Annotated in this window: 17 protein-coding genes and 1 riboswitch; of the genes, 3 read left to right on the forward strand and 14 right to left on the reverse strand. The window is 69.3% G+C overall.

Annotated features, from left to right (window positions below; translation table 11 throughout):
• Positions 1–193: 193 nt before the first annotated feature.
• The 3 genes from ACPU2J_RS09835 to ACPU2J_RS09845 all read right to left on the reverse strand — a co-directional run bounded on the left by ACPU2J_RS09835 (position 194) and on the right by ACPU2J_RS09845 (position 3123).
• The gene (locus ACPU2J_RS09835; RefSeq protein WP_389079001.1) at positions 194–1222 is read right to left on the reverse strand and encodes a C40 family peptidase; all 1029 of its coding nucleotides are present in this window, start codon (positions 1220–1222) and stop codon (positions 194–196) included.
• A gap of 253 nt (positions 1223–1475) precedes the next feature.
• Entirely contained in the window at positions 1476–2837 is a 1362-nt protein-coding gene (locus ACPU2J_RS09840) for an NYN domain-containing protein (protein WP_420081028.1), read from the reverse strand.
• 46 nt (positions 2838–2883) lie between these two features.
• On the reverse strand, positions 2884–3123 hold the full coding sequence (locus ACPU2J_RS09845) for a hypothetical protein (RefSeq protein ID WP_008738811.1): 240 nt from the start codon (positions 3121–3123) through the stop codon (positions 2884–2886).
• Between the two features lie 124 nt (positions 3124–3247).
• On the opposite strand from ACPU2J_RS09845, the gene ACPU2J_RS09850 reads away from it, so the two are divergent.
• Both ACPU2J_RS09850 and ACPU2J_RS09855 read left to right on the forward strand, forming a co-directional pair.
• Positions 3248–3982, forward strand: coding sequence for a rhomboid family intramembrane serine protease (locus tag ACPU2J_RS09850; protein ID WP_361595171.1), 735 nt, complete (start codon positions 3248–3250; stop codon positions 3980–3982).
• Positions 3979–4260: an Lrp/AsnC family transcriptional regulator gene (locus ACPU2J_RS09855; protein WP_030850086.1), complete on the forward strand. Its 282-nt coding sequence runs from the start codon at positions 3979–3981 to the stop codon at positions 4258–4260. The genes ACPU2J_RS09850 and ACPU2J_RS09855 overlap by 4 nt, the downstream gene beginning before the upstream one ends.
• Before the next feature lie 570 nt (positions 4261–4830).
• On the opposite strand, the gene ACPU2J_RS09860 is transcribed toward ACPU2J_RS09855, so the two are convergent.
• From ACPU2J_RS09860 to ACPU2J_RS09890, 7 genes are all read right to left on the reverse strand, one after another.
• On the reverse strand, positions 4831–5088 hold the full coding sequence (locus tag ACPU2J_RS09860) for a hypothetical protein (protein WP_423833091.1): 258 nt from the start codon (positions 5086–5088) through the stop codon (positions 4831–4833).
• Positions 5089–5437: 349 nt separating this feature from the next.
• Positions 5438–6817 carry an aminotransferase class V-fold PLP-dependent enzyme gene (locus ACPU2J_RS09865; RefSeq protein ID WP_423833092.1) on the reverse strand — a complete coding sequence of 460 codons (1380 nt, stop codon included), beginning with the start codon at positions 6815–6817 and terminating at the stop codon, positions 5438–5440.
• Between the two features lie 219 nt (positions 6818–7036).
• A riboswitch (SAM riboswitch) is annotated at positions 7037–7153 on the reverse strand.
• A gap of 96 nt (positions 7154–7249) precedes the next feature.
• A complete protein-coding gene (trpD, locus tag ACPU2J_RS09870) occupies positions 7250–8314 on the reverse strand; it encodes an anthranilate phosphoribosyltransferase (RefSeq protein WP_420081025.1) in 1065 nt (354 codons plus the stop codon).
• Positions 8315–8477: 163 nt separating this feature from the next.
• Positions 8478–10109, reverse strand: a complete 1632-nt coding sequence (locus tag ACPU2J_RS09875; protein WP_361595178.1) for a cytochrome b — start codon at positions 10107–10109, stop codon at positions 8478–8480.
• Positions 10106–11164 (reverse strand): ubiquinol-cytochrome c reductase iron-sulfur subunit, encoded by a 1059-nt coding sequence (locus tag ACPU2J_RS09880; protein WP_361595180.1) that lies wholly within the window; start codon positions 11162–11164, stop codon positions 10106–10108. Before ACPU2J_RS09880 ends, ACPU2J_RS09875 begins: the two co-directional genes overlap by 4 nt.
• Positions 11161–11970, reverse strand: a complete 810-nt coding sequence (locus ACPU2J_RS09885) for a c-type cytochrome (RefSeq protein WP_030036316.1) — start codon at positions 11968–11970, stop codon at positions 11161–11163. Before ACPU2J_RS09885 ends, ACPU2J_RS09880 begins: the two co-directional genes overlap by 4 nt.
• Before the next feature lie 76 nt (positions 11971–12046).
• A complete protein-coding gene (locus ACPU2J_RS09890) occupies positions 12047–12667 on the reverse strand; it encodes a cytochrome c oxidase subunit 3 (protein ID WP_389079455.1) in 621 nt (206 codons plus the stop codon).
• Between the two features lie 200 nt (positions 12668–12867).
• Here ACPU2J_RS09890 and ACPU2J_RS09895 point away from each other — a divergent pair, with 200 nt between their 5' ends.
• Positions 12868–13272: a hypothetical protein gene (locus tag ACPU2J_RS09895; RefSeq protein WP_361595184.1), complete on the forward strand. Its 405-nt coding sequence runs from the start codon at positions 12868–12870 to the stop codon at positions 13270–13272.
• A 102-nt stretch (positions 13273–13374) separates the two neighbouring features.
• On the opposite strand, the gene ACPU2J_RS09900 is transcribed toward ACPU2J_RS09895, so the two are convergent.
• From ACPU2J_RS09900 to coxB, 4 genes are all read right to left on the reverse strand, one after another.
• Entirely contained in the window at positions 13375–14619 is a 1245-nt protein-coding gene (locus tag ACPU2J_RS09900; RefSeq protein WP_399818604.1) for a L,D-transpeptidase, read from the reverse strand.
• Between the two features lie 124 nt (positions 14620–14743).
• Positions 14744–15142: a cytochrome c oxidase subunit 4 gene (locus ACPU2J_RS09905; protein WP_350996519.1), complete on the reverse strand. Its 399-nt coding sequence runs from the start codon at positions 15140–15142 to the stop codon at positions 14744–14746.
• On the reverse strand, positions 15139–16869 hold the full coding sequence (ctaD, locus tag ACPU2J_RS09910) for a cytochrome c oxidase subunit I (RefSeq protein ID WP_361595188.1): 1731 nt from the start codon (positions 16867–16869) through the stop codon (positions 15139–15141). The genes ACPU2J_RS09905 and ctaD overlap by 4 nt, the downstream gene beginning before the upstream one ends.
• Positions 16866–17840, reverse strand: a complete 975-nt coding sequence (gene coxB, locus ACPU2J_RS09915; protein WP_361595190.1) for a cytochrome c oxidase subunit II — start codon at positions 17838–17840, stop codon at positions 16866–16868. Before coxB ends, ctaD begins: the two co-directional genes overlap by 4 nt.
• Between the last annotated feature and the right edge of the window lie 171 nt (positions 17841–18011).

The following is an 18011-nucleotide window of genomic DNA, read 5'->3' on the forward strand; positions in this document are numbered from 1 at the left end:
CCCTCCGTGGACGGCCGTGTGCCGGGTTCCGCGCTGGCAGACAGTAGCCGCGCGACCACGCACCGACCAACGACCGCCGGAGGGTTCACACGCCGACGCCCCGCCGGAGACGCAGGTCACCGGCGGGGCGTGCGGTCGAAGCGGGGCGGTGGAATTCGCCCGGATGGGCGGCGTACGGCGCGCCGGTCCGGGGTCAGCCGATGCGGACGCCGAACTGGAAGGGCATGTTGTCCATGGACTCGTACTTGACGCCGCCCCGCGGGTTCGCGGCGTGCAGCGTCATGTTGTTGCCGGCGTACAGGCCGACGTGGTGCAGGTCCCCGTAGAAGAAGACCAGGTCACCGGGCTGGAGCTGGCTGCGGCTGATGCGCGTGCCGTCGTTGGCCTGGGTGTAGGTGACGCGGCTGATGCCGACGCCCGCCTGCTTGTACGCCCACTGCGTCAGCCCGGAGCAGTCGAAGGAGTTGGGGCCCTCGTGGCCCGATATGTACGCGCTTCCGACCTTGGTCTTGGCGGCCGCGAGCGCAGCACCGGCACGGCCGGAGGCCTTCACGTCGCCGAGGTCGACGCGCTGGCTGTCGGCGCGGCTGGCGCGCGTCTCCTCGTCCTTCAGCGCGGCGCGCTCCTGCGCCGTGAGGCTGTTGAGGAGGGCCTGCGCGGCGGCGAGCTTCTCGTTCGAGACCTTCTTCTTCTCGGCGAGTTCCTTGCGGGTCGCGTCGAGGTCGGCGAGCTTGCCGGCGGCCTCCTGGCGCTGCTGCGCGAGGGTGCGCTGCTTGGCCTGGATCCGCTGGACCGCCTCGACCTGCTTGCCGCTCAGGTGCTCCAGGGAGGAGGCCTTGTCGAGGTAGCTGTCGGGGTCCTCGGAGAGGAGGAGGGCGAGGGCCGGGTCGATGCCGCCGTTGCGGTACTGGGCGCTGGCCATCGAACCGAGCGTGCTGCGCAGGTCGTTGAGCTCGCCCTGGCCGCGCGCCACCTGGTCCTGGATCTGCCCGATCTCCTTCTCGAGCGCCTCCTGGCGCTCCTTGGCCCCGTTGGACTTCTCGGTGGCCTGCTCCGCCTCTTCGTAGAGCGCGTCGACCTGGGACTTGACCTCGTCCTTGCTCGGCTTCCCCGGCGCCGCGGAGGCGTTCTGGGAGAAGAGGGCGACGGCCGCCGCCGCGGTGGCGGTCACGACGGTCACACGAGCGCGGGTCGGCTGCTTGGGTCGACGGTGGGACGCCACGAAGGCGATCTCCTTCTTCCTAGAGCCGCCGAAGAAGACAGGCTCGGCAGCACCTTCGCCGCCACCCCGAATGAGTGATCTACCGCACGAAGGTTTGAGCAGACCCTAGTGACCGAGCTGTGATCAGTTCAAATCCTGCCGAGAAAAAAATCGCCGCCCTACCAGGATCTTTACCTCCGGAGCACGCTCCGTGCCGGGCAGTTGACGGTACGTCCTCCACAGGACCCACTAATTCGGGCATTCGAAACAGGAGTTAGGAAACGCGCGAAAGCCGCTTCAGCAACAAGGCGGACGCCACCGGGCGGGCACCGGCCTTCGCCACCCCGTCGGCGACCTCCCGGTCCGTGGAGACCACGACCACCGGACGGCCGGGCGGTTCCGCACGCACCAGCTGCCGGATCAGCTCGTCCGCCGTCACCCCCGCCTTGGAGAACAGCACCCGCACCCCGCGCGGCGGCGCCAGCAGCACGGGGGCCGCCAGCTCCGCCCCGTCGAAGACGCACGTCATCTCCGCACCCGTCTGCGCGGCCAGCATCGACAGCCCGCCCAGCAGCCGCAGCCGCTGCTTCTCCAGCGGCATCGTCGGATAGCCCGTCTTGGTCACGTTGTAGCCGTCGACCACCAGATGCGCCTGCGGCAGCGCCAACAACTGGTCCAGCAGCGCCGGATCGGTCTCCGACAGGGCCCGCGCCGCGATGTCCTTCGGCGTCATCCGGCCCGGCTCCACCGCGTCCACCGTGTCCGCCGGGCGCGTGTTCACGGGCGGCAGCGCCAGCTCCCGGCGCAGCCCCTGCGCCGCGTCCAGCACCGTGTCCAGCAGCAGCCGCAGCCGCATGTCCTCGATGCTGCGCCCCTCCCGGGTGGCCCGGCGCGAGGTCTCCAGCGCCGTCTCCACCTCCGCGAGACGGGACTTGAGCCGCCGGGTCTCGCTCTCGGCGGCCGCCACCTGGGTGGCCGCCTCCCCGCGGATGCCGTCGATCTCGGCGGTCACCTTGCGCAGGGCCGCCTCACCGCGCTTGACGTCACTGAGCGCGCTGCGCAGCCGACGCTGAAGCGATTCGGCTTCCTTCCGCGCCGCCTCCAGCTCGGCGCGCACCTGCTCACCGCCCGAACGCTGTGCCTCCCGTACGTGCGCCAGCTCCTCGCGCAGGCGTTCCAGCTCGCGCCGGGTCTCCTCGTCGGCCCGCTCGGCATCGGCGCGCTGCGCCTCCTCCCCCGCGGCGGCCACCAGCTTGACCCAGCCCGGCGGACGCAGCACGAACGCGGCGGCCGCCACGTCCAGCGGGTCCGCCGCGGCGGGCGGCGCGCCGGACTCCAGCGCCGCGGCCAGGTCCGCCTGGGCCTCGCGCAGCTTCTCGGCGACCCGGCTGCGGAACACGCCGTCGGTCTCGACCGCCGCCGCCATCGCGTTGCCGGCGAACTTGGCCCGCCGGGTCGGGGTGAAGCGGGCGTACTGGCGCAGCTGCGCCGGCAGGTCCGCGACCGTCAGGCCGCCGAAGGCGTCCGAGACGAGCGCGACGACCCGGCGCCGCACGCCTTCCGGCAGCGGGCGGTCGAGCGCCTCGGCGGCGTCGCCGGCCGCGTCGGCCGGTTCAGCGCCGCTTGCGCCTTCCACAATCCGTCACCCCTACCGTGATGGTCCTGTTCGGGGCGGGGCTCCGTCAGGAGTCCGCGCCCGGCCTGTCCACGAGTTCGATCTGGTCCACCGCGTTGCACCATCGGCAGCGGACCGACTCGATGGTCTCATTGACCACCTCGCGTTCCTCGACCTTCGGCTCCCCGGCGAGGTCCAGGTGGACGTACTCGACCACCTTCGACGACCGGGTGACGTCGAAGCGTGTGAGGTTGCCGCACAGGGTGCAGCGCCACCGGGTCGTGTCGGTCGGCAGGGGAACCGTCATCAGGCCGCTCTCTCCTTCGTAACTGATTCAATTAAAGCGGTCCGGTCGGCCGGATGCGTCGTCCGGCGGACCGCAGCTCGTAACCCTACGGCCTGCCACCGCTTCAGGTGGGGTCCCTTGCGTCATGCTCTGTCACATGATCGTAAGGTGGCGGGCCGTGCGCGAAGCTGCCCGGGGACCGGTGGTCACCCATGCGCTGATCGCGGGCTGCGGTGTGGTGTTCGTCCTCGGGCCGGCCTCGGGGCTGAATCCGGCCTACGGGACCGGTGACGAGCTGCTGGACGCCGGAGCGGCGTACTTCCGGCGCTGGGGCGTGGTCCCCGACGAGCTGTTCACCGCGACCCCGCGGGCCTGGCTGACCCCCCTCACCGCGCTCTTCGTCCACGGCAACTGGCTGCACCTGCTCGGGAACATGCTCTTCCTCTACGTCTTCGGCGCGATGGCGGAGGAGCGGATGGGCCGACCGGCCTTCATCGCCTTCTACATCTGCACCGGCTACGTGGCACTGGCGGCGTACGCGGCCGCCAACGCGGGATCCTCGCAGACGCTGGTGGGCGCGTCCGGAGCGATCTCGGCCGTCCTGGGCGCCTTCCTGTACCTGCTGCCGCGGGCCAGGGTCACGAGCCTGTTCCCCTTCCTGTTCTTCCTGCCGCTGCGGTTCCCGGCGTGGCTCGTGCTGCTGTTCTGGTTCGCGCTCCAGTGGGTGGCGGCGCACCGGGCGGAGAGCGGGCCGGGGGTCGCCTATCTGGCCCACCTGGTGGGCTTCTCGGTCGGCTTCCTCTACGCGTGGGCGCGCTATCGGGGTACGACTAGAGTGAGTCGACCAGCGACGGCCACCGAGGGAGACAGCCAGCCGTGATCACCGCGATCGTGCTCATCAAGACCAGCGTGGACCGCATCCCCGAGATCGCCGAGTCCATCGCCGCCCTCGACAACGTCAGCGAGGTCTACTCCGTCACCGGCACGTACGACCTGATCGCGCTGGTCCGCGTGAACCGGCACGAGAACCTGGCGGACATCATCCCGGGCCGCATCAGCAAGATCCCGGGCGTGGAGGCCACGGACACGCACGTCGCGTTCCGCACGTACTCCCAGCACGACCTGGAGGCGGCGTTCGCCATCGGCCTGGACGCATAGCGCCGGCCCTGCGGGCTCGCTCGGCGGATCCGGGTGCGGGCCTGCTCGGCTTGGCGGTGGTGGTCCGGGTTCGGGGGGCGGTGCCGTGCCGGGGTGTCTCCTCGGCTCGGCGCGTGCGGGCACCTCTCGGCTGTACCCGGTGGTCGCGCCTCGTCCTGCGGGGACACCCCGCCACGTCCCCGCCCCCCTCGGCCGCGGACCCCGGCCCCCGGCGCAGCGACCCCTGGCCGTGTTCCCCGCCCGGCCGGTCGGTGAGGCAGTGGGCCCGGATCGCGTTCCCGCTCTGCCGGTCGGTGAGGCGGTGGGCCTTGGTCGTGTGGGCCTCGGCGGGGCAACTGGGCGGTGGGTGCGGGCTGGGCGGAGTCGGCCGTGGGGTGGGGACACGGAGGAGGGTCCCCGCAGGACGAGCGCGCGCCCCAGGCCGCCTGGCCGCGACACACCCGCACGCGCCGAGCCGAGGAGACCCTCCTCCGGGTCCCCACCCCACACCCCCGACACCCCCGCCGCCGAATCCCGCCGTCACCCGCGAAGCCACCCCGCAGGGGGAACCGGCCGGGCGAGCCCGCAGGGCTAGAGGTTGGGGAGGGGGGCACCCGGCGCCGGGCTGCGGTGTTCGGTCAGCCAGAACAGGTAGCCGCGGAGGTAGTCCGCGAGGCCGTCGTCGATGTACGCCACGTACGCCCGCGCACCGCCCGCCGCCTCGCGTTCGGCCTCGTCCTCCGACACGGACCACGTCCGGTCCAGCGCCACGGCCCACTCCCGGACGCGGCCCCGGCCCGCCACCAGTCCCGTACCAGCTCCGGCGTCCACCGTTCGTCCCCGTCGCACTGGAATCCCTCCATCGGGTCCTGCCAGGCCGCGGCCATGACCCGGTGCGTCTCCTCGGGGGTGCGCGGCTGGCGGTAGACGAACTCAAGCCCGTACTCGTCGTCGTACAGAATGTGGTCCGGAGCCACGCCCCGGCCCACCCAGCAGCTGTCGGTCATCGCCCCGTAGAACGGCCCCGGTACGTTCCGCCAGTTGCGCTCCTGCCACACGTCGGGGCAGGCGTCCCAGGAGTGGTTGTACGCGGGCACCCACTCGGAGAGCCCGGGCAGCGGCTCGCCCTCCACGCACGCCCACACCGTCGGTATCGGATCCCAGTAGCTCATGATCCGTACGATGCCAGACCGCACTGTCAGACCGCGGGGACGCAGCGGCCCTCCTGCGTGCGGTACTGCCACTTCGCGCCGTCCGTGACGAGTTCCCGCACCGCCCGGACGAAGCGCTCCACGTGCTCGTCCGGGGTGCCGGCGCCGAAGCTGACGCGGATCGCGTTCAGCGAGCGCTCGCCCGGGGCGGCTTCGGGGGCCCCGCACTCGCCCTGGGCCTGCGGCTCGCTGCCCAGCAGGGTGCGTACCAGCGGGTGGGCGCAGAACAGGCCGTCCCGGACGCCGATGCCGTACTCGGCGGAGAGGGCGGCGGCGAAGTGGGAGCTGTTCCAGCCGTCCACGACGAAGGAGATGACGCCGACCCGCGGGGCGTCCTCCCCGAAGAGGGACAGGACCCGGACGGCCGGGACCTCGGCGAGGCCCTCGCGGACCCGGGTCACCAACTGCTGCTCGCGGGCCACCAGGTGGTCGAAGCCGGCCTCGGTGAGGGCCCGGCAGGCGGAGGCGATGGAGTAGACGCCGATGACGTTCGGGGAGCCGGCCTCGTGGCGGGCGGCGGTGGTGTGCCACTCGACGTCGACGCCGCCGTCCTCGCGGCGGGAGACCTTGCGGGAGGCCCCGCCGCCGGCCAGGTACGGCTCGGCCTCCTGGAGCCAGTCGGCGCGGCCGGCGAGGACGCCGGAGCCGAAGGGCGCGTAGAGCTTGTGGCCGGAGAAGGCGACCCAGTCGACGTCGAGGTCGCGCACGGAGACGGGGTGGTGCGGGGCCAGCTGGGCGGCGTCCAGCACGATCCGCGCGCCGTGGGCATGCGCGGCGGCGGCGAGTTCCTTGACCGGCCACAGCTCGCCGGTGACGTTGGAGGCGCCGGTGACGCACACGAGCGCCGGGCCGTAAGGCTCCCGGTCGGCGAGCGCCCGCTCCAGGGTGGCGACGGCCTCGGCCGGGGTGCGGGGCGCGTTGAGGTAGGTGACCTGCGCGTTCGTCCACGGCAGGAGGGAGGCGTGGTGCTCGGTCTCGAAGACGAAGACCTGGCAGTCGGCGGGGAGGACCGCGGCGAGCAGGTTCAGGGAGTCGGTGGTGGAGCGGGTGAAGACGACCTGGTCGCCGGGGCGGCAGTCGAGGAACTCGGCGACGGTGGTGCGGCTCTGCTCGAACAGGTCGGTGGACAGCTGCGAGAGGTATCCGGCGCCGCGGTGGACGCTGCCGTAGTAGGGGGCGTACGCGGCCACGTCGTCCCAGACGCGCTGGAGGGCGGGGGCGCTGGCGGCGTAGTCGAGGGCGGCGTAGGTGACCTCTCCGCCGGTGACGAGCGGGACGGTGACGTCGCGGCCGAGGACGGGGAGGGGCTCGGCGCAGGCGGGGTCCTGGGCGGTGGCGGTGGTGGCGGCGTTCAGGGATGCGGACATGGCGGTATCTCCCGGCAGGCAGGGCTGAATGGCTTCGGTGTGCCCGTACGCGGGTGCGGCGGCGCGGCCGTCCGGGGTACGGGAGGGGCCTCGGACGGTCGGTCGCGGTACGCGGAAGTGACCCTGGTCCGAGGGGTGAAGAAGGGGCGGATTCGCCCTATCGCATTCGCTTGCTCACGGAATTCGCTCCTCGAGAGACCAGGACCCCTGGTGTCGAGGGATCCGCGCTTGCCGTAGGCCTTGCTGCCTACGACCTGGTCATCACCCGGGGCACCCCGCCACGGAAGGAGGGTTGCCGGACAGCAAGCCGGGGCCTAAACGCTGTCACTCGTGACCTGGTCTGCATCCTGCCACATGATCGGCCGGTCGCAAGACCCCGGTCCACATGGCGGACCGGGGCTGTGGCGCGAAACGTACCGTCGTGGCGGGTGGTCAGGCGTTGCTGGCCGTCACCCAGCGCTCCAGCGCGGACCGGGCGGAACCGGAGTCGATGGACTCGGCCGCGCGGGCGATGCCCGCGGCGATCTGCTCCTCCAGGGTGCCCGGGCCGGGGTGGAGGGCGACCAGGGCCGCGGCCGAGTTCAGCAGGACGGCGTCGCGGACGGGGCCGGTCTCGCCGGCCAGGAGGCGGCGGGCCACGTCGGCGTTGAAGGAGGGGTCGCCGCCGGCCAGGGCGGAGACGTCGACGAGGGGGATGCCCACGTCGCGCGGGTCGAAGGTCTGCTCGGAGACCTTGCCGTCGCGGACCCACCAGACGCGGGAGGTCGCGGTGGTGGTCAGCTCGTCGAGGCCGTCGTCGCCGCGGAAGACCAGGGCGGAGGAGCCGCGCTCGGCGAGCACTCCGGCCACGATCGGCGCCATCCGCGGGTCGGCGACGCCGGTGGCCTGGGAGCGCACCCGGGCGGGGTTGGTCAGCGGGCCGAGCACGTTGAAGGTGGTGCGGATGCCCAGTTCCCGGCGGGCGCCGGCGACGTGCCGCAGGGCGGGGTGGAACTTCACGGCGAAGCAGAAGGTGATGCCGGCTTCCTCCGCGACCCGCACCACCCCGTCGATGGGGAGGTCGAGGTTGACGCCGAGCTTCTCCAGGACGTCGGAGGAGCCGCTGGCGGAGGAGGCCGCACGGTTGCCGTGTTTGACCACCTTGGCGCCGGTGCCGGCGACGACGACCGCCGACATGGTGGAGATGTTGACCGTCTTGGCCCCGTCGCCCCCGGTGCCGACGATGTCGACGGTCCGGCCGGGCACCTCGATGAGGTTGGCGTGCGCGTACATGGCCCGTACCAGGCCGTTGATCTCCGCGACGGTCTCCCCCTTGGCCCGCAGCGCGACCACGAAGCCGGCGATCTGGGCGTCGGTGGCCTCCCCGCGCATGATCCGGTCCATGGCCCAGGCGGTGTCGTCGGCGCTCAGGTCCTGGCCGGTGAGCAGGGCGTCGAGGACGCCCGGCCAGCCACGGGCCGCCACGCTGTCGCCGCCTGCCGGGGTCGCAACGTTCATGGTCAGCTCCTGCTGCTGGTAGTGGTTCCACGTCGAATGGAAGGAGATCAGCCTATCCAGCGCCGGTTACGGCAAAGAGCCCCGTCCGGACAGTGGACGGGGCTCTTGCCGTGGCGACGCCGGGACTGACCGGAATCAGTCCCTCATGGGGTGGTGCCGGGGATCAGTGGTGGCCGTGGCCGGACTGGATCTCCTTGTACTCCTCCACCGTGGGCTTCGGGATCTGGTTGCCCTCGGCGTAGAAGCCCTTGCTGAGCTTCGCGCGCAGCTTCTCGGTGGCCTTCACCTTGCGCTCGACACCGTTCTCGTCGACCGTCGGGCCGATCTCGACCGGCTTGTACTGCTCGTGCGCGGTGAGGGTGTGCAGCTTGCCCTGCGACAGCGGCTCGTGGACCTCGACGAACTCACCGTGCGGCAGGCGCTTGATGATGCCGGTCTCGCGACCGTGCAGCACCTTGTCCCGGTCCCGGCGCTGGAGGCCGAGGCAGATCCGCTTGGTGACGATGAAGGCCACGACCGGGACGACGAAGAAGCCGATCCGGACGAACCACGTGATCGAGTTGATCGACAGGTGGAAGTACTGGGCGAACATGTCGTTGCCGCCGCCGATGAGGAGCACGATGTACTCCGCGATCCAGGCGACACCGAAGGCCGTACGGGTCGGGACGTTGCGCGGGCGGTCCAGGATGTGGTGCTCGCGCTTGTCGCCGGTGACCCAGGACTCGATGAACGGCCAGACGGCGATCGCGCCGAGGACCAGCGGGAAGAGGATCAGCGGGATGAACACGCCCAGGACGAGCGTGTGGCCCCACAGGTTGATCTCCCAGCCGGGCATGGCTCGGATCAGGCCTTCCGGCATACCCATGTACCAGTCGGGCTGTGCGCCGGTGGACACGTGGTCCGGGCGGTACGGGCCGAGTGCCCAGATCGGGTTGATCGAGGCCACTGCCGCGACCACCGCGATGACACCGAAGACCAGGAAGAAGAAGCCTCCGGCCTTGGCCATGTAGACCGGCAGCAGCGGCATGCCGACGACGTTCTTGTTCGTCTTGCCGGGGCCCGCGTACTGGGTGTGCTTGTGGTAGAAGACCAGGATCAGGTGGGCCACGAGGAGGCCCATCATGATGCCGGGCAGCAGCAGGATGTGCACCGAGTAGAAGCGCGCGACGAAGTCGCCGCCCGGGAACTCCCCGCCGAACAGGAACATCGACAGGTACGTGCCGACGACCGGGACGGACAGGATGGCGCCCTGCATGAAGCGGACACCGGTGCCGGAGAGCAGGTCGTCCGGCAGCGAGTAACCGGTGAAGCCGGTGAACATGCCGAGGACCAGCAGCAGGAAGCCGAAGATCCAGTTGACCTCGCGCGGCTTGCGGAACGCGCCGGTGAAGAAGACGCGCATCATGTGCACGATCATCGCCGCGACGAAGATCAGCGCCGCCCAGTGGTGGATCTGACGGATCAGCAGGCCACCGCGGACGTCGAAGCTGATGTCGAGCGTCGAGGCGAAGGCCTCGGACATCAGCACGCCCTGCATCGGGACGTAGCTGCCGTGGTACTCCACCTCGTTCATGCTCGGGTGGAAGAACAGCGTCAGGTACACACCCGTGAGGATGATGATGATGAAGCTGTAGAGGCAGATCTCACCCAGCATGAAGGACCAGTGGTCCGGGAAGATCTTGCGCATGTTCGCCTTGGCGAGGCTGTAGATGCCCAGGCGGCCGTCCGCCCAGTCCGCTACGCGCTCGCCGGCGGGGGCTTTGCGCCCCGTCTTGTTGTCGGTGGCAGTGCTCATCCGCGCTCCCAGAATGCAGGACCGACGGGCTCTTCGAAGTCGCCGAGCGCTTCGAGGAAGCCTTCGTCATTCACGCCGATCCGCAGCTGCGGAAGCGCGTGACCGGCCGGGCCGAAGATGACACGGGCGCCGTCGGAGAGGTCGAAGGTGGACTGGTGGCACGGGCAGAGCACGTGGTGCGTCTGCTGCTCGTACAGGCTGATCGGGCAGCCGACGTGGGTGCAGATCTTCGAGTAGGCGACGATGCCGTCGTGGGACCACTCGAGTTCCTGCTTGTCCTTGATGTCCTCCGGCTGGATACGGACGATCATCAGGGCGGCCTTGGCGATCTGCACCTGGAAGTCGTGCTGGTGCTCGTCCAGGCCCTCGGGCATGGCGAACGTCAGCGAGCCGACGAGGACGTCCTCGGGGCGCAGCGGCTCCATCGTGTTCTGGTTGATGAGCAGCTTGCCCTTGGCCCACAGGGTCTTGCGCAGCTTCTCCTCGGGCAGCGGGCCCAGGTCGCGCAGCAGCACGACGCCGGCGAGCGGCACCATGGCCATCGCACCGATCAGCGTGTTGCGGATCAGCGGGCGGCGGCCGATGCCGGACTCGTTGGCACCGTCGGCGAAGTCCTGCAGGACCTTCGCCTTGACCTCCGGCGACGCGGCGATCTCGTGGCGGTCGTCGGCGACCTCGACGTCGGACATCAGGGTGCGGGCCCAGTGGACCGCGCCCGCGCCGATGCAGAAGAGGGCCACGCCCAGGGTCATGCCCAGGGCGAAGTTCAGCGCGCTGACCTTCCCGATCGGGAAGATGTAGACGATCTTGTCGACCGGGAAGATCACGTAGGACGCGATGAAGGCGATGGTCGCCAGCATCGACAGCGTGAAGAGCATCGCGACGGTGCGCTCGGAACGCTTCGCCGCACGCTCGTCGATGTCCTGGATGCGCGGCTTGTGGACCGGCAGGCCCGGGTCGGCGAACGGGTCGTCCGCGACTGCTACGCCACCGTGGTGGGCGTCGCCCTGCTCGCTCGGCAGGTGCTTCTCTTCGGGAATCTCTTGGCTACTCATGACTTCTTGGCCTTAGCGGTGTGGGCCGCGACCCAGACGGCGACAGCGATCAGCGCACCCAGAGCGAAGATCCAGCCGAACAGACCCTCGGACACGGGGCCGAGGCCGCCGAGCTTGAGACCACCGGGGTTGGTCGACTTCTCACCGTTCACGTTCTGGAGGTACGCGATGATGTCCTTCTTCTGCTTCTCCGGCATGGTGCTGTCGGGGAAGGAGGGCATGTTCTGCGGGCCGGTCTGCATGGCCTCGTAGATGTGCTTCGGCGAAACGTCCTCAAGGTTGGGGGCGTACTTGCCGTTGGTCAGCGCGCCGCCCTCACCGGTGAAGTTGTGGCACTGCGCGCAGTTGTTGCGGAACAGCTCACCGCCGTTGGCGATGTCGGCGTCCGCCGGGTCGTACTGCTTCTCGGTCGGCGTGATCGGGCCGGCACCGAGGGAGGCGATGTACGCGGCCAGCTGGTCGATCTGCGCCTGGGTGTAGATGACCGGCTTCTTCGGCACCTGGGCGCCGGGCTGCTGGGCGGGCATGCGGCCCGTGCTCACCTGGAAGTCGACGGCCGCGGAGCCGACGCCTACCAGGCTCGGGCCGTCAGAGGAACCCTGACCGCCGGTTCCGTGGCAGCTTGCGCAACCCACGGCGTAGAGCTTCTTGCCCTCCTCGATGGCGAGGGACTGGGCGGTTTCATCGGCCTGCGCCTTGCCCGCGGGGGCGAAGGCGGCGTACAGCCCCCCAGTGGCCGCCAGCGCGAGGAGTAGAACGACGACCGCCGCCAGCGGATGGCGTCGTCGTGCGGAGAGCTTTTTCACGGATTACCCCGGTGTCAGGATCTTCTGCGTCGGTGTGTCTGGATGGTGTGCCGGGTCGGGCCCGGTGACGTGTTCGCTACTTGATCAGGTAGATCGTCGCGAAGAGGCCGATCCAGACGACGTCGACGAAGTGCCAGTAGTAGGACACGACGATGGCCGACGTGGCCTGTTCGTGGGTGAACCTCTTGGCCGCGTACGTCCGGCCGAGGACCAGCAGGAAGGCGATGAGACCGCCCGTCACGTGCAGACCGTGGAAGCCGGTGGTCAGGTAGAACACCGAGCCGTACGGATCGGACGAGAGGCTCATGCCCTCGTGCTTGACCAGCTCGGTGTACTCGAACACCTGGCCGCCAATGAAGATCGCACCCATGACGAACGTGATGATGAACCACGTCCGGAGCTTCTTCACGTCACCGCGCTCGGCGGCGAACACGCCGAGCTGGCAGGTGAGGGAGGAGAGCACCAGGATCGTGGTGTTCGTCGCCGAGAAGGGCAGATTCAGGGATGAAGCCTGCTCTGACCAGTACTCGGCGCCCATCACGGATCGCAGGGTGAAGTACATCGCGAAGAGGGCCGCGAAGAACATCAGCTCGGAACTCAACCAGATGATGGTTCCGACGCTGACGAGGTTCGGCCGATTGACCGTCGGGTGCGCGTGCCCGGTATCTACTGTCGTTGCTGTCGCCACGACCGACATTATGTCGGTCGCTTATCCCGCCCTCACCCCGGGGGGTGCCGTTCGGAGTGTCAGGGGCGTGTGCAAGGCCCGAACGGCCCATCGGACGCCCCCCGCACACACCCCTCGCGCACATGTCCGAAGCGATGTTGACGGGGCGGCGGGAGGAGTAGCATCCCGCGCAACATCAACGTGATTCATGGGACACGTGGAGGATCGAAATGCGGGCGACTGCGCGGGTTCTGGTCTACAGCGACGACGCGGGTACCCGGGAGCAGGTGAGACTGGCGGCGGGCCGCCGCCCGGCCGCGGATCTGCCGCCGGTGGAGTTCCTGGAGTGCGCGACGCTGCCGGCGGTGCTGACGGAGCTGGACGCGGGCGGCATCGACGTGTGCGTGCTGGACGGCGAGGCGGTTCCGGCCGGGGGCATGGGTGTGTGCCGGCAGATCAAGGACGAGATCTTCCGGTGCCCCCCGGTGCTCCTGCTGATGGGGCGCCCCCAGGACGCCTGGCTGGCCACCTGGAGCCGCGCGGACGCCGCGGTGACCCTTCCGGTGGATCCCGTGGAGTTCGCGGACGCCCTGGCGGGCCTGCTGCGGGCGCGGCTGGCCTCCTCGGCCGCCTGACGCCCGGCGCGGGCGGGCTCCGCCCCCGCCCCGGGGGCGACGGCGGAGCCGGATGCCGTGCGTTCCCCTCCCGGACGGCCGGGAGGGGAACGGGGGCCTGCGCTAGACCGTCGGCCTCAGGCGGGCCTGGTCGACGTGACTGCGGCCTTCCTGGGTGCCCTTGAGCAGGGCGCTGCCCTCGCGCCAGTCCTTCCAGTCCATGTTCCAGTCGCCGAAGCCGTTGCCGAAGATGTCCATGTCGTCGCCGATGCTGTTGATGACCTGGACGAGGTCGCCCTCGCGGATGTTCTCGTAGAACCAGGCGGCGTTGCCGGTGCTCATGCCGGTGCAGCCGTGGCTGACGTTCGCGTAGCCGTGCGAGCCGATGGACCACGGGGCGGCGTGTACGTATTCACCACTCCAGGTGACACGCGTGGCGTAGTAGACGGGCAGGTTGTAGTACTCGCTGCCGCCGATGCCGACGGTGTCCCCGCGCATCTGTACGTAGTACTGCTTGCCCAGCACCACCTTGATGCCGTTGCGGGTGGAGAAGCCGGGCTTGCCGGTGGTCACCGGAATGGAATTGATCACTTCTCCGTTCCGCTTGAAGGTCAGCCAGTGCGCCGCGGCGTCGGTGGTGACCTCCACGCGGTCGCCGATCTCCAGCTTCAGGGGCTTGGAGGCGGCCCCGTGGAGCTGGTCGGTGACCCGGATGCCCTCCAGGTTGCTCCGTACGGAGACGGTGGTGTTGGCGGGCCAGTAGTCCTTCGGGCGGTAGTGCAGGTTCTTGTCGTCGACCCAGTGCCAGGCACCCTCGACCCCGGCCGGGGCGTCGACGATCAGACCGCGTTCGACGACGGCGCGGGCGGCCTTGTCCTTGACAGGCTCGTTGAGTTCGGCGGTGAGGGGCTGGCCGACGCCGTACTTGCCCTCCTCCGGGCCGAACTCCACCTTGAGGACGCCCTTGGACGGGGTGGTGTCGAAGGCCATCGTGCGCTGGCCCGGGGTGCCCCGTTCGTCCTCGGTGCTCACGGTGACCGTGTAGCGGACGCCTGCGGCCATGGGGACGGTGCTGTGCCACCGGTCGCCCTTGGCGCTGAGTTCGCCCGCCAGACGGCGTCCGTGGGTGTCCACGGCCGTGACGTCGGTGATCCGGTTGCCGGTGCCCTTGGCGGTGACTTCGAGGGGCCGGTTGGGGTCGACGGGGCGGCTGCCGGCGGTCTGGTTGAAGGCGACCTGTTCGCCCGCGTCGACCGGGCGGGCGGACAGCGGGTTGTCGCCGGACCCGCATGCGGTGGCGCCGGCACCGAGGGACGCGACCAGCAGGGAGCAGCTGAGTACCGTCCAAAGACGCGGTGTGTGGTTCATGGAGCCAACGCTATGAAGATATGACAAATACGGCGCGCGGGGTGACTGCAAACGAGGGGCCCGGACTCCTCCGAAGAGGTGTCCGGGCCCCACGTGGTGCGCGGCAGTGCCGCGCGGATGCCGCTTACTGGTTCGCGTTCTCACCGCGGTAGTACTCGTACACCCAGCCCCACAGGCCGATCAGGATGATCGGGGCCGAGAAGTACATGAGCCACCAGCCGAAGATGACGCCCATGAAGGCGAGCGCACCGCCGATGCCCAGCGAGAGCGGCTGCCAGCTGTGCGGGGAGAAGAACCCCAGCTCGCCCGCCTCGTCGGCGACGTCGGCCTCCAGGTTGTCCTGGGCCATCTCGTCCACGCGCTTGGCCGTGAAGGCCAGGTAGTAGCCGATCATGACGCTCAGGCCGAAGGCCAGGAAGAGCGCGGTGGTTCCGACGGGCTCCTTCGACCACACGCCATACACGATGGCCATGATCAGGATGAAGAAGGAGAGCCAGAGGAACATCTTGCCCTGGATCTTCACTTGCCGGCCTCCTTGCCACCGGTGACGGCCTTGGCCGGGGTGTGGTCCTCGAGGTGCTCGAGGGCCGCGATCTCCGGGTGGTGCAGGTCGAACGCCGGCGACTCGCTACGGATGCGCGGCAGGGTGAGGAAGTTGTGCCGCGGCGGCGGGCAGGACGTCGCCCATTCGAGCGAACGGCCGTAGCCCCACGGGTCGTCGACCTCGATCTTCTTGCCGTACTTGGCCGTCTTCCAGACGTTGTACATGAACGGCAGCATCGACAGGCCGAGCACGAACGAGCTGATCGTCGAGATCGTGTTCAGCGCGGTGAAACCGTCGGCGGCGAGGTAGTCCGCGTAACGACGCGGCATGCCCTCGGCACCCAGCCAGTGCTGCACCAGGAAGGTGCCGTGGAAGCCGATGAACAGCGTCCAGAAGGTGATCTTGCCGAGGCGCTCGTCCAGCATCTTGCCGGTGAACTTCGGCCACCAGAAGTGGAAGCCGGCGAACATCGCGAACACCACGGTGCCGAAGACGACGTAGTGGAAGTGGGCGACGACGAAGTACGAGTCGGAGACGTGGAAGTCCATCGGGGGCGAGGCCAGGATGACGCCGGTCAGACCACCGAAGGTGAAGGTGACCAGGAAGCCGATCGTCCAGAGCATCGGGGTCTCGAAGGACAGCGAGCCCTTCCACATGGTGCCGATCCAGTTGAAGAACTTCACACCGGTCGGTACCGCGATCAGGAAGGTCATGAAGGAGAAGAACGGCAGGAGCACGCCGCCCGTCACGTACATGTGGTGCGCCCACACCGTCACCGAGAGGCCGGCGATGGCGATCGTCGCGGCGATCAGGCCGATGTAGCCGAACATCGGCTTGCGGCTGAAGACCGGGATGATCTCGGAGACGATGCCGAAGAACGGCAGGGCGATGATGTACACCTCTGGGTGCCCGAAGAACCAGAACAGGTGCTGCCACAGCAACGCGCCACCGTTGGAGGCGTCGAAGATGTGCGACCCGAACTTGCGGTCGGACTCCAGCGCGAAGAGCGCGGCGGCCAGCACCGGGAAGGCGAGCAGGACCAGGACACCGGTCAGCAGCACGTTCCAGGTGAAGATCGGCATGCGGAACATCGTCATGCCGGGTGCGCGCATGCAGATGATCGTGGTGATGAAGTTGACCGAACCGAGGATCGTGCCGAAGCCGGAGAAGGCCAGACCCATGATCCACATGTCGGCGCCGATACCCGGCGACCGGACGGCGTCCGACAGCGGGGAGTAGGCGAACCAGCCGAAGTCGGCGGCGCCGTTCGGCGTCACGAAGCCGGCCACCGCGATGGTCGAGCCGAAGAGGTACAGCCAGTACGCGAACATGTTCAGCCGGGGGAACGCCACGTCGGGCGCGCCGATCTGCAGCGGCATGATCCAGTTCGCGAAGCCCGCGAAGAGCGGGGTGGCGAACATCAGCAGCATGATCGTGCCATGCATGGTGAACGCCTGGTTGAACTGCTCGTTCGACATGATCTGCGTACCCGGCCGCGCCAGCTCGGCGCGCATGAAGAGCGCCAGCAGGCCGCCGATGAGGAAGAACACGAACGACGTGACCAGGTACATCGTGCCGATGGTCTTGTGGTCGGTGGTGGTGAGCCACTTCACGACCACGTTGCCCGGCTGCTTGCGCCGCACCGGCAGCTCGTTCTCGTACGAGTCAGCTGCGGCGGCACCCTGGGATTCGTTGAGGATGCTCACAGTTTGTTCGTCTCCGCATTCCGGGCCGGGTCGGTCTGCTGGATGCCGGCCGGCAGGAAGCCGGTCTGACCCTTCTCCGCCAGGTCCTTCAGGTACTCCTGGTACTTCTCGGGCGAGACCACCTTGACGTTGAACAGCATCCGGGAGTGGTCGACGCCGCAGAGCTCGGCGCACTTGCCCATGAAGGTGCCTTCTTGGGACGGGGTGACCTCGAAGACGTTGGTGTGGCCCGGGATGACGTCCTGCTTGAACAGGAAGGGGACCACCCAGAAGGAGTGGATGACGTCGTTCGACGACAGGATGAAGCGGACCTTCTCGCCCTTGGGGAGGACCAGGGTCGGACCCGGGTTGCCCGTCTGCGGGTTCCGGTCGCTCGGGACGCCCTTCTCGTAGACGCCCTCGGCACCCGCCGGGAAGTCCTTGGTGAAGCGGTCCGGGATGGAGGCGAGCTCCTTGGGAACCGCGTTCGCCTTCGGGGTCGCCGCGTCGCCGTCGACGTTCTCGATGTAGTTGAAGCCCCAGCTCCACTGGAAGCCGATCACGTTGATCGTGTGCGGCGGCTTCGGGGTGAGGGCGAGCAGCTTCGACTCGTCACGCGCGGTGAAGTAGAAGAGCACCGAGACGATGATGAGCGGGACCACCGTGTACAGCGCCTCGATGGGCATGTTGTACCGGGTCTGCGCCGGGACCTCGATCTTCGTCCGGCTGCGCCGGTGGAAGATGACGCTCCACAGGATCAGGCCCCAGACCAGGATGCCCGTGACGAGCGCGGCCGCCCAGGATCCCTGCCACAGGGAGAGGATGCGCGGCGCCTCCTCGGTTACCGGAGTCGGCATTCCGAGGCGGGGGAAGTCTTTCCATGTATACGAGCAACCAGTGGCGGTCGCCAGGACCACGCCCGCAGTCAGCGCCTGCAGCAGCTTCCGCCGCATCGGGCGCCGCGGCGAGCGGTCGGAGCCGTAGGGACTCACGTAGCGCCTTCCCGAGAGTCTCGGCCCGCGCGGCCGGCCGCGGCCGTGTTCGGGTCGGTCGCCGGCCCTGACGCAGGCAGGGGTTTGGATGTTTATGCGGACCAAACCCTACTGGACGCTATTTGGGGTCGCGCGGGGAGGGTGCCCAACGCGCCGCTACTGCCCCCGAAG

Origin of the sequence: Streptomyces manipurensis (genome assembly GCF_049570255.1) — a bacterium.
GTDB classification, from domain to species: domain Bacteria; phylum Actinomycetota; class Actinomycetes; order Streptomycetales; family Streptomycetaceae; genus Streptomyces; species Streptomyces manipurensis.